15 protein-coding genes and 2 riboswitches are annotated in these 20,358 nt (G+C 62.0%); of the genes, 8 read left to right on the forward strand and 7 right to left on the reverse strand.

What is annotated here, in order from left to right; translation table 11 throughout:
* Window positions 1–7: 7 nt before the first annotated feature.
* From KGA97_RS11115 to KGA97_RS11125, 3 genes are all read left to right on the forward strand, one after another.
* Window positions 8–613 (forward strand): LemA family protein, encoded by a 606-nt coding sequence (locus KGA97_RS11115; protein WP_008040042.1) that lies wholly within the window; start codon window positions 8–10, stop codon window positions 611–613.
* A gap of 24 nt (window positions 614–637) precedes the next feature.
* Window positions 638–1,657, forward strand: a complete 1,020-nt coding sequence (locus KGA97_RS11120) for a M48 family metallopeptidase (RefSeq protein ID WP_223435907.1) — start codon at window positions 638–640, stop codon at window positions 1,655–1,657.
* A 151-nt stretch (window positions 1,658–1,808) separates the two neighbouring features.
* Entirely contained in the window at window positions 1,809–3,617 is a 1,809-nt protein-coding gene (locus KGA97_RS11125; RefSeq protein WP_223480779.1) for a monovalent cation:proton antiporter-2 (CPA2) family protein, read from the forward strand.
* 128 nt (window positions 3,618–3,745) lie between these two features.
* Here KGA97_RS11125 and KGA97_RS11130 read toward each other — a convergent pair whose 3' ends face one another.
* The gene (locus KGA97_RS11130) at window positions 3,746–5,305 is read right to left on the reverse strand and encodes a TerC family protein (RefSeq protein ID WP_223415963.1); all 1,560 of its coding nucleotides are present in this window, start codon (window positions 5,303–5,305) and stop codon (window positions 3,746–3,748) included.
* 281 nt (window positions 5,306–5,586) lie between these two features.
* Window positions 5,587–6,453, reverse strand: a complete 867-nt coding sequence (locus KGA97_RS11135) for a LysR family transcriptional regulator (RefSeq protein WP_008040050.1) — start codon at window positions 6,451–6,453, stop codon at window positions 5,587–5,589.
* Between the two features lie 165 nt (window positions 6,454–6,618).
* Between KGA97_RS11135 and KGA97_RS11140 the strand changes: the two genes are divergently transcribed.
* Window positions 6,619–8,160 (forward strand): MFS transporter, encoded by a 1,542-nt coding sequence (locus KGA97_RS11140; protein ID WP_223480780.1) that lies wholly within the window; start codon window positions 6,619–6,621, stop codon window positions 8,158–8,160.
* 108 nt (window positions 8,161–8,268) lie between these two features.
* Complete coding sequence (locus KGA97_RS11145; RefSeq protein WP_223480781.1) at window positions 8,269–9,492, forward strand: NADH:flavin oxidoreductase/NADH oxidase family protein; 1,224 nt, start codon at window positions 8,269–8,271, stop codon at window positions 9,490–9,492.
* A 151-nt stretch (window positions 9,493–9,643) separates the two neighbouring features.
* Here KGA97_RS11145 and KGA97_RS11150 read toward each other — a convergent pair whose 3' ends face one another.
* From KGA97_RS11150 to cobW, 5 genes are all read right to left on the reverse strand, one after another.
* The gene (locus KGA97_RS11150) at window positions 9,644–11,290 is read right to left on the reverse strand and encodes a phospholipase D-like domain-containing protein (RefSeq protein ID WP_223480782.1); all 1,647 of its coding nucleotides are present in this window, start codon (window positions 11,288–11,290) and stop codon (window positions 9,644–9,646) included.
* 165 nt (window positions 11,291–11,455) lie between these two features.
* Window positions 11,456–12,067 (reverse strand): vWA domain-containing protein, encoded by a 612-nt coding sequence (locus KGA97_RS11155; protein ID WP_317848238.1) that lies wholly within the window; start codon window positions 12,065–12,067, stop codon window positions 11,456–11,458.
* 53 nt (window positions 12,068–12,120) lie between these two features.
* Complete coding sequence (locus tag KGA97_RS11160) at window positions 12,121–13,119, reverse strand: ATP-binding protein (RefSeq protein ID WP_008040060.1); 999 nt, start codon at window positions 13,117–13,119, stop codon at window positions 12,121–12,123.
* A 153-nt stretch (window positions 13,120–13,272) separates the two neighbouring features.
* Window positions 13,273–17,118: a cobaltochelatase subunit CobN gene (gene cobN, locus KGA97_RS11165; protein ID WP_223480783.1), complete on the reverse strand. Its 3,846-nt coding sequence runs from the start codon at window positions 17,116–17,118 to the stop codon at window positions 13,273–13,275.
* 3 nt (window positions 17,119–17,121) lie between these two features.
* Entirely contained in the window at window positions 17,122–18,189 is a 1,068-nt protein-coding gene (gene cobW / locus KGA97_RS11170; protein WP_317848237.1) for a cobalamin biosynthesis protein CobW, read from the reverse strand.
* A 95-nt stretch (window positions 18,190–18,284) separates the two neighbouring features.
* A riboswitch (cobalamin riboswitch) is annotated at window positions 18,285–18,497 on the reverse strand.
* A 178-nt stretch (window positions 18,498–18,675) separates the two neighbouring features.
* Window positions 18,676–18,904: riboswitch (cobalamin riboswitch) on the forward strand.
* A gap of 120 nt (window positions 18,905–19,024) precedes the next feature.
* Here cobW and KGA97_RS11175 point away from each other — a divergent pair.
* The 3 genes from KGA97_RS11175 to KGA97_RS11185 are packed head-to-tail and all read left to right on the forward strand — an operon-like array spanning window position 19,025 to window position 20,357.
* The gene (locus KGA97_RS11175) at window positions 19,025–19,219 is read left to right on the forward strand and encodes a CbtB domain-containing protein (RefSeq protein WP_008040066.1); all 195 of its coding nucleotides are present in this window, start codon (window positions 19,025–19,027) and stop codon (window positions 19,217–19,219) included.
* Between the two features lie 11 nt (window positions 19,220–19,230).
* Entirely contained in the window at window positions 19,231–19,935 is a 705-nt protein-coding gene (locus KGA97_RS11180) for a CbtA family protein (RefSeq protein ID WP_008040067.1), read from the forward strand.
* Window positions 19,932–20,357 (forward strand): cobalamin biosynthesis protein, encoded by a 426-nt coding sequence (locus tag KGA97_RS11185; protein ID WP_192227416.1) that lies wholly within the window; start codon window positions 19,932–19,934, stop codon window positions 20,355–20,357. Before KGA97_RS11180 ends, KGA97_RS11185 begins: the two co-directional genes overlap by 4 nt.
* The last annotated feature ends 1 nt before the right edge of the window (window position 20,358 follow it).

Here is a 20,358-nt window from a genome sequence, read left to right on the forward strand (position 1 = left end):
TCACACCATGAGCACTAACAGCATCGTCTTGCTGGTCATTTTGGCCGTTCTGGTTCTAGGCATTCTGTACGTCATCGGGCTCTTCAATAGCCTGGTCGCCCGCCGCAATGAAATAGCAAATGCCTTCGCGCAGGTTGAGGTGCAACTCAAGCGCCGTTATGACCTGATCCCCAATCTGGTAGCAACCGCCAAAGGTTATCTGACCCATGAGCGCGAGACGCTCGAGGCCGTCATCGCCGCGCGCAACAACGCACTGGCCGGGCTCAAGGCCGCCCAGGCTCAACCGGGCGACGCGCGAAATATGGCTCAACTGAGTCTGGCCGATGGTGTTCTCAGCAGCGCCATGGGGCGACTGAATGTAACCCTGGAAGCCTACCCGGAACTCCAGGCTTTGCAGGCCATGCAGCAACTCAGCGAAGAAATCAGCAGCACTGAAAACAAAGTGACTTTCGCGCGTCAAGTGTTCAACGACGCGGTGCTGACCTACAACAATCTCAAACAAAGCTTTCCCGCCGTGCTACTGGCCGCTCGCTTCGGCCATGCCGCCGATGCCACCCCGCTGGAATTCCCCGACACCGCGTCTATTCAACAAGCACCTCAGGTTTCCTTCTAAAACGCTTTGCCCACGGATGGTCCGATGAATTTTTTTGAGCAACAGCGCCAGGCCAAACACCGAACGGCGCTGCTCGTCCTGTTGATGATCCTGTCGGTGCTAAGCCTGATCACCATAACCTGCCTCGCATTCAGTCTTGACCATGCGAATGACGGCAGCCGCAGATTGACCCTCAACTGGCAAGCCGTCGGGGTTGTGGCGCCGTTAATCATCGGCGTTGTTCTGCTGGGCAGTCTGGTCAAGTACGCAGAGCTCCGGGCCGGCGGCAAGGTCATCGCAGAAAAACTGGGCGGACGTCTGATCAATCACGGCGGGCGAACGCTCGAAGAGCAACGTCTGATCAACATCGTCGAGGAAATGGCGCTTGCCTCAGGCATCGCTGTGCCGACGGTCTATCTGTTACCGGATGAGGGCATCAACGCCTTCGCGGCCGGGTTTACCCCCGAAGATGCAGTGATCGGCGTGACGCAGGGTGCGATATCGCTGCTCACGCGAGAAGAGCTGCAAGGCGTGATTGCCCATGAGTTCAGCCATATCTACAACGGGGACATGCGTCTCAACATGCACATGCTGGCAATCATTAGCGGACTGCTGGTGCTCGGACTGGCGGGCAGCCTGATATTGGTCAAAGCGAGTCAGAGCAACCACCGTGACCAACGACTGAAACTGGCGGGTGTACTGATCGGCATTTTTTTGTGTATAGCCGGATTCGCCGGAAGTTTTTTTGGCAGTCTGATCAAGGCCGCCGTCAGTCGGCAACGTGAATTTCTGGCCGATGCCACGGCGGTGCAGTACACCCGAAATCCGCAAAGCATTGCCGGCGCACTGAAAAAGATTGGCGGTCATGCACAAGGTTCGCACATCAAGGCCGCCAGGGCGGGTGAGTTCAGTCACCTGTATTTCAATACTGGCGTGTCGTCGGCAATGGATCGTTTATTTGCAACCCATCCTGATTTGAGTGAGCGAATCTGGCGGATCGATGCGCAATGGGACGGCATTTTTCCTCACGTTGAAATCCCTCGTTCTCAACTAAAAAGGAACTGAATAAACATTGGGGGTTTCTGTTCATCGGCTTTGTTGCAGGTGAAATACGCAACAACGCGCCATCCATACAATCATTGCAGGCCTGGCTTGCGCCCGTCGTCTCAGCCTTTATCCTTGTACCCCCCGCCGTACCGAGTTCTGGAGTTTCCCCATGCCCCATGAAGGCAACCTGTTGCAAGCCGCTGTCGTGTTCCTGTTCGCGGCGGTGCTCACCGTTCCTTTAGCCAAGCGCCTGCAACTCGGGGCGGTGCTGGGTTATCTGTTTGCCGGGGTGATCATCGGGCCGTCGGTGCTGGGGCTGATCGGCAACCCGCAAAGCGTCAGTCATATTTCCGAACTCGGCGTGGTGTTGCTGCTGTTTATCATCGGCCTGGAGCTGTCGCCGCGACGCTTGTGGGTGATGCGCAAATCGGTGTTTGGCGTCGGTCTGGCGCAGGTGCTGCTGACCGGATCGGTGATTGGCGTGGTGGCGCTGTTCGTGTTTGGCCAGCCGTTGAACAGTGCGATTGTGCTGGGACTGGGCCTGGCACTGTCCTCGACGGCCTTCGGCCTGCAAAGCCTGGCCGAACGCAAGGAATTGACCAGCCCCCATGGGCGTCTGGCATTCGCGATTCTGCTGTTCCAGGACATCGCAGCGATCCCGCTGATCGCCATGGTGCCGTTGCTGGCGGGCGGTGATCACACCACCACCGCGACCGAGGATTTGAACCACGGCTTGCGCGTTTTGGGCAGCATCGCCGTGGTGGTGATCGGCGGACGGTATCTGCTGCGACCGGTGTTCCGTGTGGTCGCCCGCACCGGTCTGCCGGAGGTTTCCACCGCCACCGCGTTGCTGGTGGTGATCGGCACGGCGTGGCTGATGGATCTGGTCGGCGTATCGATGGCACTGGGCGCGTTCCTCGCCGGTTTGCTGCTGGCGGATTCCGAATACCGCCACGAACTGGAAGCGCAGATCGAACCGTTCAAGGGCCTGCTGCTGGGGCTGTTTTTCATCAGCGTCGGCATGGGCGCGAATCTCAGCCTGCTGCTCAGCGCACCGATCACGGTGCTGGGCCTGACCCTGCTGCTGATCGCCATCAAGCTGCCGCTGCTGTTTGTCGTGGGGAGACTGGCTGGCGGTTTGGGCAAGGTCAGTGCGATTCGTCTCGGTATCGTACTGGCGGCGGGCGGTGAGTTTGCGTTTGTGGTGTTCAAGATCGGCCGCGACCAGGGTTTGTTCGAACCGCGCCTGTACGATCTGCTGGTGCTGACTATCACCCTGTCCATGGCGGTGACGCCGTTGTTGTTGCTGATCTGCGCGCGACTGGTCAGCCCCAAGGTGCAGCCGGTGGTGGTGCCGGAGAAATTCCGCGAGATCGACACCGACGAGCCGCGTGTGGTGATTGCCGGCATGGGCCGGATGGGGCAGATCGTCGCCCGTATCCTGCGCGCGCAGAACATCAAGTTCGTCGCCCTCGACACCTCGGTGGAAACCATCGAACTGTCGCGCAGCTTTGGCGGCGTGCCGGTGTTCTACGGCGACCCGATGCGCCCGGAAATCCTCAGCGCGGCCAAGATCGAGCACGCGGAATATTTCATCATCGCCACCGACGACCCGGACACCAACATCAAGACCGCCGAGGTCGTGCACCGGCTGTATCCGCACATCAAGATCATCGCCCGTGCCCGTAACCGTCAGCATGTGCACCGGTTGGTGGACCTGGGGGCCGAGGCGATTCGGGAAACCTATTATTCGAGCCTGGAAATGAGCCGGCGCACGCTGGTGGGATTGGGCCTGACCCAGGCGCAGGCCGATGCGCGGATCATGCGTTTCCAGCATCACGACGAGCAAGTGCTGGAAGCGCAGCATGCGGTGTATGACGATGCGGCGAAGGTATTGCAGACCGCACAGGAAGCCAGGGCGGAACTGGCGAAGCTGTTTGAGTCGGATCAGCTGGAAGAGCAATCCGCGAAGGGTTGAGGTGAATGTGAGGGCCTCATCGCGAGCAGGCTCGCTCCCACAGTTGACCGTGTCGGCCTGAATTACTCGGTCAACTTTGGGAGCGAGACCGGCTTGCCGGCGATGAGGCCCTCAAACTCAACGAATAATCACCCGCCGATCCGCGTCAGGAACACCCGCGTCACCCGCCGCTCCTCAACCGCCATCACCGTCATGCGCCAGCCTTCCCACTCATGGCTGTCGCCAATCATCGGCAGTCGATCCAGCATGCTCATCACCAGCCCCGCCAAGGTCTGATAGTCCTCGGTCGGTTCTACGGCGAACCCGGTCCGCTGGCGAACCCGCATCAGGTTCAACGCACCATTGACCCTGAACCCGCCCGGCTCTTCCACCACGTCCGGCCCCTCGATTTCGCTGGCGTCGGGCAACTCTCCGGCAATCGATTCGAGAATGTCGGTCATGGTCAGCACGCCCACGAAGTCACCGAACTCATTGACCACAAAGGCGATGTGCGTCGAGGCCTGGCGCATCTGTTCCAGGGCATTGAGGATCGAATAACTGTCCAGCAAGTTGATGGTCTTGCGCGCCAGATGTTCAAGGTCAGGCTCGTTGCCGGCCAGGTATTCCTTGAGCAATTCCTTCTTGTGCACGAAGCCCAGCGGCTCATCCACCGCACCGTCGCGTATCAACGGCAGGCGCGAGTAGGACGAATGCATCAGCCGTGTACGAATGGCTTCTGCATCGTCGGACAGGTCGATGTGATCGACGTCGGCGCGGACCGTCATCAACGTGCGAATCGGGCGCTCGGCCAGTTGCAGCACGCCGCTGATCATCACCCGCTCACGACGGTCGAACAGCTCTTCGCTCGGCGCCTCGCCGTTGTCGAGCATGTCGGCAATCTCTTCGCCGACCTCTTCCACCGCCAGTTTGCGCCCCCCCAGCAAACGCAAAACCGCATGGGCCGTGCGCTCGCGCATCGGTCGCAGGCCCTGCATGGACTTTTTGCGGCGCGCCCGGGCGATCTGGTTGAACAGCTCGATCAAAATCGAAAAACCAATGGCCGCGTACAGGTAGCCCTTCGGAATATGGAAGCCCAGGCCTTCAGCGGTCAGCGCGAAGCCGATCATCATCAGGAAACCCAGGCACAGCATGATCACCGTCGGGTGTGCGTTGACGAAACGGGTCAGCGGCTTGCTGGCGACAATCATCAGGCCGATGGAGATGATCACCGCGATCATCATGACCGCCAGCTCATCGACCATGCCCACGGCGGTAATCACCGCGTCGAGGGAGAACACCGCGTCGAGCACCACGATCTGCGCGACGATCGGCCAGAACAGCGCGTAAGCCGTGTTGGACGAGCGCTGGCCAACATGGCCTTCAAGTCGCTCGTGCAATTCCATCGTCGCTTTGAACAACAGGAACACACCACCGAACAACATGATCAGGTCACGGCCGGAGAAACTGTGCTCGAACACCTCGAACAGCGGCTGGGTCAGGGTCACCAGCCAGGAAATACTCGCCAGCAGACCCAGGCGCATCAGCAAGGCCAGGGACAAACCGATGATTCGCGCACGGTCACGCTGCTCGGGCGGAAGTTTGTCCGCCAGGATCGCGATAAACACCAGGTTGTCGATGCCGAGCACCAGCTCCAGCACGATCAACGTCAACAGGCCCAGCCACGCGGTGGGGTCAGCTATCCATTCCATAAAAACGTCTCGATCTCTTCAGTGAATTCAGAATGCCGGGCACGGCAAGGCGCGGCGCAGAGGCCGTGGAGCTGCAATGACAAGGGTGTTCGGAAGGCGAAAGACCGGGTGTTTCGCGTGTATCAGGCGCGCACGATGGCGCTGAAGGGAAGGATAACCGGGGGGCTCCGAGAGGGTGTTCATGCAAGTCCTGAAAGGAAAAAGGCCTTGGAGCGTACAGGTGAAAGCGACTTTTCCTACAGCCAGAAATCATTACAAAATCTGTAGAAGGCTGCGATCTTTTAACGGTTTTTCACCCGTTCGATGTACCGCACCACCGCCGCTGACTTCTCAAACCGCCGATAAACCAACGACAACCACGAGCTCGCCTCACACCCTTTGATCGACCGGTAAACCACGCCGGGCAACCCGACGTGCCCGACCACCGACTCCGGCACCACCGCCACGCCCTGCCCCAGCGACACCAGCGCCAGCACCGCCACCAGCCCGCCGGGTTGCGCCCCGAGTTTCGGCGCAAACCCACCCTCGGCGGCGACTTGCAAGGTGCCGCTGATCTGCTCCGGCAGGATGAACGTCTCGCCCTGCAAATGCTCCGGGCCGATCTCGGTCAAACGGCACAGCCACGACTCGCTCGACAGCGCCAGCACAAAACCTTCCGCGTCGAGGCGAATGGCTTCCAGCCCTTCGGGCAACGTCATGGGTGAACGCACATAACCGATATCGAACCGGCCTTCGAGGACCATCGCCGGCAAGCTCGCCATCGGGCTTTCGCGCACGTTGAGGCTGACGTCCGGGCATTCGCGGCTGAACGCTTGCACCTGCTTTTGCAGCAGGCCCGAGTACACCGCAGAGGCCACGTAACCCAACTCGATATGACCGATATCCCCTCGCCCGGCGCGCTGGGCGTTGCGTTGGGCATACTCGAATTGCCGCACCGTCGCCTCGGCTTCGATCAGCAGTGCGGCACCGGCTTCGGTCAGGCTGACTTCGCGGGTCTGGCGCACGAACAGTCGCGTGCCGAGCTCGTTCTCCATGTCCTGGATCTGTCGAGTCAGGGTCGGCGGTGCGATACCGAGTTGTTCGGCAGCACGCGTGAAGTTGCCTTGCCGGGCAACGGCCAGAAAGTAGCGGAAATGCCGTATGTCCATGGACGCATTAGCTCAAAGGTAATGAAGTGTCGGTTTTCGGCTAACGAAGCGCACAAGCGGTCGCGATAAGCTCATTCGGCAATCACAGTAGAGAGCCCACAGCATGTACGTCAAACCCCTTTTCGCCGTTACAGAAAGCAGCCTTGTGCAAAAGGCAATCCGCTCATGAGCCGCGTCAATCCGCGCCTCACATTGCTGACCGCCTCTGGCGTGTGTTCGTTGATCGTCCTCGATACCAACATCGTCGCCGTCACCCTGCCGACGATCGCCCGGGACCTGGGCGCCAATTTTGCCGACATCGAATGGGTGGTCAGCGCCTACATGCTCGCCTTCGCCGCCCTGTTGCTGCCGGCGGGCAGCATCGCCGACCGCTTCGGCCGGCAGAAAACCCTGCTCTGTGGCCTGGGCATTTTCATTCTGGCGTCCATCGGTTGCGGCGCTGCGCCCAACGCGTTGTTCCTCGACATCGCACGGGCGATCAAGGGGGTCGGCGCGGCGTTGCTGCTGACCTCGGCCCTGGCCTCTATCGGCCATACGTTTCACGATGAAGTGGAACGGGCCAAGGCCTGGGCGTTCTGGGGCGCGTGCATGGGTGTGGCGATGACCGCCGCGCCGACCGTCGGCGGCTTGATCACTGAATTCATTGGCTGGCGCTGGATCTTCTACCTCAATTTGCCGGTGGGTCTGTTCCTGATGGTCATGGTCTGGCGTGCGGTGCCGGAATCCCGCGACCCTCAATCCGCACGCCTCGATCCGTGGGGCAGCCTGGCGTTCAGTGGCAGTTTGTTGTGCCTGATCTGGGGTCTGATCGAGGCCAACCGGATCGGCTGGAACAACCCGATCACTTACGCCCGACTGATCGGCGGCGCGCTGTTACTGGGGTTGTTCGTCGTGATCGAGCGGATGCAGCGGCGGCCGATGGTCGACCTGCAATTGTTCAAACATCCGCGCTTCATTGGCGCGCTGCTGGGCATGTTTGCCTACGCCGGTTGCGCGCAAGTGATGATGACGTTGCTGCCGTTTTATCTGCAAAACGGCCTGGGTTTCTCGGCCATCGCCTCAGGGTTGGGCATGTTGCCGTTTGCCCTGACCATGTTGATTTGCCCGCGTATCGGCGTGCGCCTGGCCAGTCGATTTGCCCCGGCCACGTTGATGGCGACCGGTTTGACCCTGGTCGGCAGCGGCAATCTGCTCAGTGCCTGGGCGGTCAGCAGCGGCGGTTACCTGCCTTTTGCCCTGGCGATTGCCGTCACCGGCGCGGGGGCCGGGCTGCTCAATGGCGACACGCAGAAAAACATCATGGCCTGCGTGCCCAGGGAACGCACCGGGATGGCCTCGGGCATGAGCACCACCATGCGTTTCAGTGCGATCGTGCTGGCCATCGGCGTGTACGGCGCGTTGCTATCCAGCCATGCCGAACAGTTGTTGCGCGCAGATTTGTCGGCACAAGGCGCGCAATGGCTCGCCCAGACCCAAGGCATCGCATCACGGGTGGTGGCCGGTGACATGCCGGCAGCGCTGGGCTTGTTGCCGGAAGCCGCGCGCAACGGGGTCGAACCGTTGGCCCGACAGGCGTTCGTCGGCGGCTTCAGTCTCTTGTTGTTGGTCGCCGGATTACTCGCATTGCTGGGGGCGTTGGTGGTGGGCACGCTGATGCGCAATCCGATTCCCGCCCCATCGGCTGCCGCCATCAGCGCGAAGGCTTGAACGGCGCCAGAGCCGATTCACCAATTTTCATCCCGGTCTCGTTTTCCTGCTTGACATTAAAGTTAGCTTTAAGCTTAGCCTCTGATCTTCACTGATGAGGAGTCAAGCATGTCGCCCTTCCAAGCGTTGAATTTGCCCAACGGCCAGACAATCGGCAATCGCATTGCCAAAGCGGCGATGGAAGAGAACCTTGCCGACACCGGGCAGGCGCCGTCCGATGCACTGTTTCGCTTGTACCAGGCCTGGGCCGGGGGCGAAGCCGGGTTGTTGCTGACGGGCAATGTGATGATCGACCGCCGCGCCATGACCGGCCCCGGTGGCGTGGTGCTGGAAGATGATCGCGACATGGAACGCTTTCGCCAATGGGCAACGATTGGCCGCTCTGGTGGCGCGCAATTCTGGATGCAGCTCAATCATCCGGGGCGCCAGACCATGGCCAACCTCGGCCAGCAAGCGTGGGCGCCCTCGGCGGTGGCGCTGGATCTCGGTTCATTTTCCAAGATGTTTGCCGAACCCAAACCGATGTCCGAGGGCGATATCGCCGAGGTAATCACGCGCTTCGCCACCAGCGCTGCCCTCGCCGAAAAGGCCGGTTTCACCGGCGTGCAGATTCATGCGGCACACGGTTACCTGATCAGCCAGTTCCTGTCGCCATTGACCAATCGCCGCACCGACCGCTGGGGCGGATCCCTGGAGAATCGCGCACGCTTGTTGCTCGACGTGATCAGCGCCGTTCGCCAGGCCGTATCACCGAAGTTTTGCGTCTCGGTAAAACTCAACTCGGCCGACTTCCAGCGCGGTGGCTTCGACGCCGACGATGCCCGCCAAGTGATCCAGTGGCTCAACGAGCAACCGATCGATTTGCTTGAGTTGTCGGGCGGCAGCTACGAAGCGCCAGCCATGCAGGGCGAGGCACGCGATGGCCGGACCCTGGCGCGGGAAGCGTATTTTCTGGAAATGGCCGGCGAACTGGCGAGCGTGGCGCGTATGCCGGTGATGGTGACCGGCGGGATTCGGCGTTTGGCGATCGTCGAACAAGTGCTGGACAGCGGCATCGCCATGGCCGGTATCGGCACCGCGTTGGCCCTCGAACCGCAGTTGGTCAAACACTGGCGCGAAGGCCGGAACAGCCATCCGCAACTGCCGCCGATCCAGTGGAAACGCAAACCGTTGGCCTCGCTGGCGAGCATGGCTGTGGTGAAATTCCAGCTCCAGCGCCTGAGCCGTGGCCGCAAGCCCCGGCCGGAGGTGTCGGCAGTCTGGGCGCTGATCCTTGACCGTTTGTACATTGGGCGGCGTACGCGGCAGTACCGACAGGCGATGGGGAAGTAATCGGGGGGAAGTTCAAAGTTCCACTGACGCGGGGAGACCGTGTCGCCCCCATCGCCGGCAAGCCGGTCTCGCTCCCACATTTGGTCGGTGGCGTACACAAATCCCATGTGGGAGCGAGCCTGCTCGCGATGGGGCCATTGGATACACTGATTTACCGTCCGGAGAATCGCAATCTGGACAGCTGCCGCAAATCCCCCGCCAGGTAATAATCATCAGTCCAGCTGTCATCCACCTTCAACGGCTGCACCTGTTTGAGCGCAAGTTTCTTCGCGAAGTAGCGAAAGCGGTAATGCTCGTAAAACCGCAGCAACTCCAAACCATAACGATCAGCCAGATCGGTATCACCGCGCACGATCAGGTAGTTCTCGTCGTTGCCGTTGCTGGCCGCAGCGCTGAGGTTGTGGCTGCCGCTGATGATCGTCGGCGCGTCGCTGGTGAAGTCGGTGACCACGGCTTTGGTGTGCACCAGCAAATTGCCCTTCTGGCCCTTCATGTTCTCTCGAAGCCAGCCTTCCAGCCCGGTGTTGAGCAGCGCAGTCGCGGCAAATTCGGCGCTGCGATCAGCGTGAAAACCGGTGATGCGGCTAGCGGTGTTTTGCAGGCCGTAACGCAAAATGTCGTCGTGGGGCTGGCCAAGCAGCGCGTTGAGAATGTCATCGGGCAAGGCGAACGCAGTGACAAACAGCACGTCCTTTTTCGCGGCGTTGATGATCTCGACAAACGCCCGCAAATCACCCTGCCCCGAACGCGGTGAGAACCCGGCGAACAACGGCTGCTGCGGGTCTATCGGGTTGTGTTGCGTGATCCATTGCCGGGTGGCGCCGACGTCGTCCGGTGTCGCCCAGACTTGCTCGAAGGTCTGCAGATAGCTGGCGCTGATGCGCGCGTCGTCCAGCACATGCACCACGTTGGCCTGTCGATAAACGCCATTGGGCGTGAAGTTGGTGCTGCCGCACAGCACCGCTTCAGGCTGAAGCTGCCCGGCGGCATCGACCTGGCTCAGCACCATGAATTTGTTGTGGAAGATGTTATGGGTGACACGCCCGCGCTTGTTCGCCGCCGGTATTTTTTCCAGGCTGGCCTGGTTGATGACGGTGTCGTCATCGTCGGGTTGTGCGTGATACAGCACGCGAACCTTCACACCCCGTTCGAACGCCGCGTTGACGGCATCGACGATCACCTGCAACTCGTACTCGTAAATGGCAATGTCCAGCGCCCACTGACCATCCACCGCCCGTTCGATAAACCCCAGCAGGCGCCCGAGCAAACCGTTTTCCAGCCACTGGCGCGGCGCATCGGGCCAGGCCTCGATGGGCAGGTTCTTGTTGGCGCTGATCAACGCGTCGAGGTCGGGAAACTTGCGCTGGAATGCCTGGCTGGCGGCCACCGCGCGGTTGAAAATCACACTCTGATTGTGCGGCAGGCCGTTGTCGGACGTGACGGTCACTTCGAGAAATTCGCCCAGCTGCGGTGCATCTGCGCTGCCATAGGCGAGGTGGATTCGGTAATGGATCGTCATCCCCGGATTGACCGCGTAATCGGCCCAGCGAAATTTCTGCAACGGCGCGAGGTCGCTCGGGGTGGCGTGAAACTGCGGGAACGTATGAGCCTTGCCGGGGAACGTCAGGCTATTGAACAGGAACAACCAGGGTTTGCTGCCTTGCTGTTTTTCGATGGCGAAACCCAGCAGGCCTTTGCGGCGGGATTCGGCCAGGTCCATGGCCAGCAGCACGCCGTTGGTGCCGGCGTAGGCTTTGACGCGGAAATCGTCCTGACTGTTTGTGGCTAGAACACGCATGCTTCACTCCTGTGAATGGCTTGCCTGGATAGCATAGGGCAGCGCTGCAGATTAACCGGATTATCCGGTGATGCCTTCGCGGGCAAGCCTCGCTCCTACAGGTTACGCATTGTCCCTGTAGGAGCGAGGCTTGCCCGCGAAGAGGCCAGCACAGACACTGCAAACTCAGCCTGAAACCATCTCATCGATATGCCGATAATCCGTTTGCAACTCCTCTGCCAACTGCCGCGCCCGCCCCAACCGAATCGGCCCACGCTCGATGTCGATCAGCAGCCCCGGACACGCCAGCGCCGGTAACCCCGACCACTCCTTCAACCGCCCATCGGTCACCAGCAACAACCGTTGCTGCTCCGCCGGGAAGCGTTTTTGCCGGACCGCGAGCCATCGCCCCGCTTCGCCCAATGCCGCCAGCAACGGCGTACCGCCGCCCGCGCCAAGGCCATCGAGCCAGTGGCGCAACCCGCTGGAAGCTTTCAACCCCTGCACTTGCCACTTCGGCGCATGGCCGCTGGCCGTCAGCAACGCCAGGTGCACACGCTGGCGGTAAGCGTCGTCGAACAACTGCGCCAACAGCCCCTTGGCATCGCTCAAGGCCTGGTGGCGGCGCGTCGAGGCCGAGGCGTCGACGATCACCAGCCACAGTTCATGGGGCGAACGGGTGCGCAATTGAAACAGCACATCCTGGCGTTGGCGCGGGCGGCCGTTGAGCAAGGTGCCGGGCCAATTGATCGAACCGCTGCGGGCGGCATGACGCTTACCCTGCTTGCCGTGGTCCAGCCGTCCGGCGCGGGGCCTGGCATTCGCCCCCGCGTCAGTTCGAGGGCGAATGCCTAGGGCTTTTTTGGCCAGCTCGGCACTTCACGTCGAGCGCCGACCGGCAGCGCCTGCGCGGGCATTTCGCCCCATTGGCCCTGGCCTTCGCTCGGGCTGGATTGTTGCGGGGCGGGTTGCCGGGCCTGTTGCGGCGCCGGTGGCGACTGTTCGCGACGACGATGGCGCAAGGCGAACTCGGCAACGGCGTCGATATCTTCCTCGGCAATGGCGCTCGCCCCCCGCCACGCCGCATGGGCACGGGCGGCACGCAGCCAGACCAGATCGGCGCGCAGGCCATCGACACCAGCGGCAAAACAGCGCTCGGTAATCTGCGCCAGCGCCTCATCGTCCAGGGGGATGCTCGCCAGTGTGCTGCGCGCTGTCTGGCAACGCTCACGCAAAGACTGCTGCTGGCTTTCCCACTCGGCGCAGAAGCGTTGCGGATCGCTGTCGAAATCCAGCCGCCGACGGATAATCTGCCCACGCTGGGCGGGTGCGGTATGACCGCTGAGGGCGACGTTCAGGCCAAAGCGGTCGAGCAGTTGCGGACGCAACTCGCCCTCTTCCGGATTCATGGTGCCGATCAACACGAACTTTGCCGAATGCCGATGGGAAATGCCGTCACGCTCAATCAGGTTGGTGCCGCTGGCAGCGACGTCGAGCAGCAAGTCCACCAGGTGATCGGGCAGCAGATTGACTTCATCGACGTAGAGCACGCCACCGTCAGCCTTAGCCAGTACGCCGGGAGAAAACTGCGCACGACCTTCGCTCAGGGCGGCATCAAGGTCGAGGGTGCCGACCAGGCGTTCTTCAGTGGCACCCAGCGGCAAGGTGACGAACTGACCGCTGGCGAGCAGGTCCGCGAGGCCTCGGGCCAGGGTGGATTTGGCCATGCCGCGTGGACCTTCGATCAGCACGCCGCCGATTTTCGGGTCGATGGCGGTGAGGTACAAAGCGAGTTTGAGATCGTCGGCGCCGACCACGGCGGAGAGCGGGAAATGCGGGGTGTCGGTCATTATCAAATCTCGGTCATGGTCGGTGAAATGCTTCTAACTGTGGGAGCGAGACCGGCTTGCCGGCGATAGCGGTGTGTCAGGCAAATCAATATTGACTGACCCAACGCTATCGCCGGCAAGCCGGTCTCACTCCTACAGGGGATCTACGGTGTGTCAGGTGTCTTCTTCTATGTCCAGCAGCAGGTTTTCCAGTGCTTCTTTATAGGCGCCGGGCTCTTGCCACATCCCGCGCTGCTGTGCTTCCAGCATGCGCTCGGTCATGTCGCGCAACGCATGGGGATTGTGCTCGCGCACAAAATCCCGGGTTGCAGGGTCCAGCAAATACGCATCGGCCAGCAACGCGTATTGGTGATCGTCGATCAACTGCGTCGTCGCGTCGAACGCGAACAGGTTATCGACCGTCGCCGCCAGTTCAAACGCACCTTTGTAGCCGTGGCGCTTCACGCCGTCGATCCACTTCGGATTGGCCGCCCGCGAGCGGATCACCCGGTTCAGTTCTTCCTTCAGCGTACGGATTTTCGGCAAGTCCGGCTGGCTGTGGTCACCATGGTAACTGGCCGCCGCTGCACCGCTGAGGCTTTCCACGGCCGCGAGCATACCGCCCTGGAACTGGTAATAGTCGTTGGAGTCGAGCAAATCATGCTCGCGGTTGTCCTGATTTTGCAGCACGGCCTGAACCTGGCTCAGGCGCTGGGCGAACTGCTCGCGGGCCGCCGTGCCTTCGTCGGCACCGCCGTAAGCGTAGCCGCCCCAATTCAGGTAAACCTCGGCCAGGTCTTCGCGGCTCTGCCACAAACGACCATCGATTGCCCCTTGCACGCCAGCACCGTAAGCACCGGGTTTGGCGCCGAAGATGCGCCAACCGGCCTGCCGTTTGGCCGCTTCTTCATCAAGGCCCGATTGCAGCAACGCCTCACGTTCGGCGCGGACCTTGGCCGCCAATGGATTGAGATCGTCCGGTTCATCCAGCGCAGCGACTGCCTGCACCGCCGCATCGAACAGGCGGATCAGATTGGCAAAGGCATCACGGAAGAATCCGGACACGCGCAAGGTCACGTCCACGCGTGGGCGGTCGAGCAGGCTCAGCGGCAGAATTTCGAAGTCATCGACCCGCTGACTGCCCGTCGCCCAGACCGGGCGCACACCCATCAGCGCCATGGCTTGCGCGATGTCGTCGCCGCCGGTGCGCATGGTCGCGGTGCCCCAGACCGACAGGCCGAGTTGACGCAGGTGATCGCCGTGGTCCTGCAAGTGCCGCTCGAGAATCAGGTTCGCCGATTGGAAACCGATGCGCCACGCGGTGGTGGTCGGCAGGTTGCGCACGTCCACCGAATAGAAATTGCGTCCGGTCGGCAGCACGTCCAGCCGCCCGCGACTCGGCGCGCCGCTGGGGCCGGCAGGGACGAAACGACCGCTGAGGGCGTCGAGCAAGCCGCGCATTTCCGCCGGGCCGCAGGCGTCGAGCCTTGGCGCGACCACTTCGCGCAGGTTGTCGAGGATGGCGCTCACATCAGACCACCCCGGCCCCTGTGGGAGCGAGCCTGCTCGCGAATGCGGTGTGACAGGCAAATCAATGTCGACTGACACTCCGCTTTCGCGAGCAGGCTCGCTCCTACAGGTATCGAGCGCTTGCGAGATCAGTTGAGCGGCGAACAGTTCGAGGCGTTCGCGGGTATCACCTGCCGTGCGCCAGACTTCATCGTCGAGCGATTGCAGCTCAATCGGTCGCGGCCCAACCCAAGGCTCAGCCAACGCGCAATCCAGCGGATCAAAGCCCAACCCAAACGCCTTGGCCAACGCCCGCAGCAAACTCGACTGCGCCCCACGGCCATCGCCCCGTGGAATCCGCAACAAAGCCAACAACGTGTCGATGCGCAGACGCCCGGTCGGCGATTCACCAAAGATGTGCAGCCCATCGCGGATCTGCGACTCCTTCAGATCGCACAAATACGTGTCCAGACGCGGCAGCCAGATCGCTGCATCGGCGTCGCTGTCGAGCTTCTCGTCCAGTTGCAACTCACGGTCGATGTGCGTGTCGCGTACCAATTGCAGAATGTCGCGCTGCAATTCACGGGCGCGGCGCGGGTCAAGCAATTGCGCTTCGTAATACTCGTCGGCGAGCAGTTCGAGGTTGCGCAGCGGGCCGTAGGTTTCGGCGCGGGTCAGCGGCGGCATCAGGTGATCGATGATCACCGCTTGCGTGCGGCGCTTGGCCTGGGCGCCCTCGCCCGGATCGTTGACGATGAACGGATAGATGTTCGGCAGCGGCCCGAGCAATGCGTCCGGCCAGCAATGCTCGGACAGTCCGACACCTTTGCCCGGCAGCCATTCGAGGTTGCCGTGCTTGCCGACGTGGATCACGCCGTGGGCGCCGTAGGTGTTGCGCAACCAGAAATAGAACGCCAGATAACCGTGAGGCGGCACCAGGTCCGGGTCGTGATAGACCGCGCTCGGGTCCACCTGATAACCGCGCGCCGGTTGAATGCCGACGAAGGTCAGGCCGAAACGCAGGCCGGCGATCATCATTCGCCCGTCACGGAACATCGGATCGTTTTGCGCGGTGCCCCAACGTTCCAGCACTGCCTGGCGATTAGCCTCGGGCAAGGCGTTGAACATCAGGTTGTAATCATCCAGCGCGAGGCTTTGCTGGCACGGGCGCTGATCGATGGTGTCGAGATCGTTGCTGACGCCGCCGAGCAATTGCTGGATCAGTTCGGTGCCGCTGCCCGGCAGTTCGGCCGGCAGCGGGTAACCTTCTTGATGCAGCGCACGCAGAATATTCAGTGCAGCGGCCGGTGTGTCGAGGCCCACGCCGTTGCCGATGCGCCCGTCGCGGGTCGGGTAGTTGGCGAGGATCAGGGCAATGCGTTTTTCGCTGTTCGGCACCCGCGCCAGATCGATCCAGCGCCGCGCCAGTTCGGCGACAAAATCCATGCGTTCCGGTTGTGGTCGATAGCACACCACGTCGGACTGACTGCGCTCGCTGCGCCACGCCAGGTCCTTGAAGCTGATCGGGCGACTGATGATCCGCCCGTCCAGCTCCGGCAGCGCGATGTGCATCGCCAGATCCCGCGGACCGAGGCCTTGCTCGCTGGCACGCCAACCGGGTTCGTTGTCCTGGGCGCAGATGGCCTGGATCACCGGGATGTTGCGTCGAAACGGTCGCAAGTGCGGCGCTTCGGGGCTGGATTGGGCGAAGCCGGTGGTGTTGAGGATCACCGAGGCTTCGACTTCATCCAGCCAGTCCTCGACTACCGTCAGGCAGCCGGGCTCTTTGAGACTGGCCACGGCAATCGGCAAGGGATTCAACCCAGCCGCTTGCAAACGCTGGCAGAAAACATCAATGAACGCGGTGTTCGCCGCCTGCAAATGCGAGCGGTAAAACAGCACCGCCGCCACCGGTTGACCGGCCTGCCAGTCGGCTAGCCAATCCTGCAGTGCGGCGGGACTTTTTTGTGGGTGGTAAATCGCTGTGCGCGGCAGGGTTTGCGGTTCGGCCCACGCGTAGTCGCGCTCCAGCCAACGAGTGGCGAGGCAGCGAAACAGATCGAGCGCGTTGGCCATGCCGCCCTGACGCAAGTAATGCCAAAGCCGGTCGCGGTCTTCGGCAACCACCGTGCTCAGGTCGCTGAGTTCCGGGTCCGGGCGATCATCGCCGGGCACCAGAATCAGCTGCACGCCGCGCTGGGAGAGCTCGACCAACCGCTCGACGCCGTAACGCCAATACGCAATGCCGCCGTGCAGCGAGATCAGAATCACCTTGGCGTGGCGCAGCACTTCGTCGACATACAAATCGACCGAGGCGTGGTTCTGCACCTGCATCGGGTTGGCCAGACGCACGCTCGGGTAATCGTCCGGCAACTGTTGCGCGGCTTCGGCGAGCAGCGCGAGGCTGGAATCGCCGCTGCACAGGATCACCAGCTCGGCAGGGGTTTGTCCAAGGTCGGCAATGTTGTCATCCGAGACGAAACCGCCGGGCTGGGTCCTGAGCAGGTGCATGGGTTAAACGCTGAGCGCGGCGCGCAGTTGCGCTTCGAGTTGCGCGGCGTTGAGCGCCTGGCCGATCAGCACCAGACGCGTGGTGCGCGCTTCGTCGGCGCCCCACTGACGGTCGAAATGCTTGTCGAAACGCGTGCCCACGCCCTGGATCAACAGGCGCATCGGCTTGTTCGGGATCGCCGCGAAACCCTTGACCCGCAGGATGCCGTGCTTGACCACCAATTGCGTCAGCGCGTCCATCAGCAGGCTTTCGTCGGCTTGTGGCAGTTCGATGGAAATGGAGTCGAACGCGTCGTGATCGTGGTCGTCATGGTCATCGCCGTCGTGGTGATGATCGTGGTGGCTATGACGGCTGTCGATGTGTTCTTCGGAACCGGCGCCGAGACCGATCAGCACGTCCAGTGGCAGGCGACCGCTGCTGGCTTCGATGACTTTGACGGCGGGCGGCAGTTCTTCGGCGACTTCCAGGCGTACGCGGGCCAGGTCTTCGGCGCTGATCAGGTCGGCCTTGTTGAGAATCACCAGGTCGGCGCTGGCCAGTTGGTCGGCGAACAGCTCGTGCAGCGGCGACTCGTGGTCCAGGTTCGGGTCGAGTTTGCGCTGGGCATCCACTTGGTCCGGGAACGCGGCGAACGTGCCGGCCGCCACGGCCGGGCTGTCGACCACGGTGATCACCGCATCAACGGTGCAGGCGCTGCGGATTTCCGGCCACTGGAAGGCCTGGACCAAAGGTTTTGGCAGGGCCAGGCCCGACGTTTCGATCAGGATGTGATCGAGGTCGCCGCGACGGGCCACCAGTTCGCGCATTACCGGGAAGAACTCTTCCTGGACGGTGCAGCACAGGCAGCCGTTGGCCAGTTCGTAGACGCGGCCGTTGGCTTCTTCTTCGGTGCAACCGATGGAGCACTGCTTGAGAATTTCGCCGTCGATGCCCAGCTCGCCGAACTCGTTGACGATCACCGCGATGCGGCGGCCCTGCGCGTTATCGAGCATGTGCCGCAGCAAGGTGGTTTTGCCCGAGCCGAGGAAGCCGGTAACGATGGTGACGGGGAGTTTGGCCAGTGTTTTCATCGGATGCCCTTTGGCAAGGTGGCGGGCATGCGGGACGACGACCGCAGCGACAGGCGCGCGGAAGAGTTCGCCACCGGATCACCCCGCCCGGTTGTAGTGAGAATTCGTGTCGAGGCAGGTCTCCTGGCTGACGGTGTGCCTGTCGCGAGACTGGCGTTGGCTGCGCCTTCCCGCGAACCCGTTGGACAGGTTTGCAGTGGCGTGGCAGCGAACATCACCGTTCACAGTTGCGGGGGCAGCCGCGGCATCGACCGCGTTCCCTTCTTAGCTCCGGCAAACGCCGAAGAACCTCGAATGCGCAAGGCTACGCATGGTGTGGGGGCGGGTCAATGTCTTGTGGTAGCCGCACGGGCCCCTTCGCGGGCAAGCCTCGCTCCTACCAAGAACACCGCCGCCCCGTAGGAGCAAGGCTTGCCCGCGAAGAATCCACCTCGGTTCCGAGTTGAGAACCCTTGCCAATTGACGCCCAACCCCCGCCCATGCTCTCCTACACACCTTGTTACGGGTGCCCTTCACAGGGTGAAACGGGAAACCGGTGATTCATGTGCTTTACTCAAAGCCATGTCAGTCCGGTGCTGCCCCCGCAACGGTAAGCGAGCGAAGCGTCAGATCCACTGTGCCAGCAGTTCGGCATGGGAAGGTGACGCTTGCAGGTTTCGGCTGACGCCAAAGCCCCTCGTGAGCCCGGAGACCGGCCCGCAACACAAAGTGACGATTTACGTTCACTGAATAACAAACCCGCGGTGGGCGGGCGCTGTTTGAATCTCTGCGAGCCCGATTCGCAGGGGTCTTCCATGCGCTCTATTCACCCGCTGACAGACCAGAGGGAAGCGCCATGTCGATCATCAGCAGCACCGGCCACACATCCACCAGCACCACCACGACCACCCTGGCTCAACGCCTGACCGCCGCAGTCTGCGCGTCGATCCTTGGCGCGTGCCTGGTGTATTTCGCCGGTTTCTCGCACATCGAAGCGGTGCACAACGCTGCGCACGATACCCGTCACAGCTCCGCCTTCCCGTGCCATTGAGACCTGTCGACATGATCAAGCGTATTGCGCAAACCGCAGGTTTCACAGGGCTGCTGGCCGCCCTGTTGCTGACCCTGCTGCAAAGCTTCTGGGTCGCTCCGCTGATTCTGCAGGCCGAGACTTACGAAAAATCCGAGCCGGCCGCTGTTGAAGTTCATGAACACGCCGCCGGTGCCGCCGCTCACACCCACGATGCAGAAGCCTGGGAGCCGGAAGATGGCTGGCAGCGCGTGCTGTCGACAACTGGCGGCAACCTGGTAGTGGCTGTCGGTTTCGCCCTGATGCTCGCGGGCCTCTACACGCTGCGCTCGCCGACCAAAACCTCGCAGGGCTTGCTCTGGGGCCTGGCCGGTTACGCAACGTTTGTACTGGCGCCGACCCTCGGCCTGCCGCCGGAACTGCCGGGCACGGCAGCAGCTGACCTGGCACAACGGCAAATCTGGTGGATCGGCACTGCAGCGTCCACCGCCGTCGGCATCGCGCTGATCGCTTTCAGCCGCCACTGGCTGATGAAGATCCTGGGCGTGGCGATTCTCGCCGTCCCTCACGTGATCGGTGCACCACAACCGGAAGTGCACTCGATGCTCGCGCCGCAAGCCCTGGAAACGCAATTCAAAATCGCTTCGCAGCTGACCAACCTTGGATTCTGGCTGGCCCTGGGCCTGATCAGCGCCTGGTTGTTCCGCCGCAAAAGCGATGGTCAATACCACGCATGAGCGACACCAGCACAGCGCCGACGTTAGTGGTCGGCCTGGGCTGCCAGCGCGGCTGCCCCGTCAGCACGCTTCGGGCGTTACTCGATCAGGCATTACAGGCGCATCAAATCGGACTTCAGCAGATCACGGCGTTGGCCAGCATCGACCTGAAGCGCGACGAACCGGGCCTGATCGAGCTTGCCGCGCAACTCGAATTGCCGCTGACGTACTTCAGCAGTGAAGAATTGGCCGGTTATCAACCGCAACTCAGCCACCGTTCGGAAATCGCTTTTGAGCGCACCGGCTGCTACGGCGTAGCAGAAAGCGCCGCCCTCGCCCTTGCCGAACAACTGGCCCAGGCGCCGGCAAAACTGCTGATTTCCCGACAAAAATATGCCCAGGCGACCCTGGCATTGGCCTGCGCGGCGCAAAATCCCCGATAAT

The organism is Pseudomonas sp. BF-B-15 (assembly GCF_019946675.1).
Taxonomy (GTDB): Bacteria; Pseudomonadota; Gammaproteobacteria; order Pseudomonadales; family Pseudomonadaceae; genus Aquipseudomonas; species Aquipseudomonas migulae.

Coding starts and splice junctions, on each gene's coding strand:
- KGA97_RS11115 (WP_008040042.1), top strand. CDS start 8: ATGAGCACTAACAGCATCGTCTTGCTGGTCATTTTGGCCGTTCTGGTT.
- KGA97_RS11120 (WP_223435907.1), top strand. CDS start 638: ATGAATTTTTTTGAGCAACAGCGCCAGGCCAAACACCGAACGGCGCTG.
- KGA97_RS11125 (WP_223480779.1), top strand. CDS start 1,809: ATGCCCCATGAAGGCAACCTGTTGCAAGCCGCTGTCGTGTTCCTGTTC.
- KGA97_RS11130 (WP_223415963.1), bottom strand. CDS start 5,305: ATGGAATGGATAGCTGACCCCACCGCGTGGCTGGGCCTGTTGACGTTG.
- KGA97_RS11135 (WP_008040050.1), bottom strand. CDS start 6,453: ATGGACATACGGCATTTCCGCTACTTTCTGGCCGTTGCCCGGCAAGGC.
- KGA97_RS11140 (WP_223480780.1), top strand. CDS start 6,619: ATGAGCCGCGTCAATCCGCGCCTCACATTGCTGACCGCCTCTGGCGTG.
- KGA97_RS11145 (WP_223480781.1), top strand. CDS start 8,269: ATGTCGCCCTTCCAAGCGTTGAATTTGCCCAACGGCCAGACAATCGGC.
- KGA97_RS11150 (WP_223480782.1), bottom strand. CDS start 11,290: ATGCGTGTTCTAGCCACAAACAGTCAGGACGATTTCCGCGTCAAAGCC.
- KGA97_RS11160 (WP_008040060.1), bottom strand. CDS start 13,119: ATGACCGACACCCCGCATTTCCCGCTCTCCGCCGTGGTCGGCGCCGAC.
- cobN (WP_223480783.1), bottom strand. CDS start 17,118: ATGCACCTGCTCAGGACCCAGCCCGGCGGTTTCGTCTCGGATGACAAC.
- cobW (WP_317848237.1), bottom strand. CDS start 18,189: ATGAAAACACTGGCCAAACTCCCCGTCACCATCGTTACCGGCTTCCTC.
- KGA97_RS11175 (WP_008040066.1), top strand. CDS start 19,025: ATGTCGATCATCAGCAGCACCGGCCACACATCCACCAGCACCACCACG.
- KGA97_RS11180 (WP_008040067.1), top strand. CDS start 19,231: ATGATCAAGCGTATTGCGCAAACCGCAGGTTTCACAGGGCTGCTGGCC.
- KGA97_RS11185 (WP_192227416.1), top strand. CDS start 19,932: ATGAGCGACACCAGCACAGCGCCGACGTTAGTGGTCGGCCTGGGCTGC.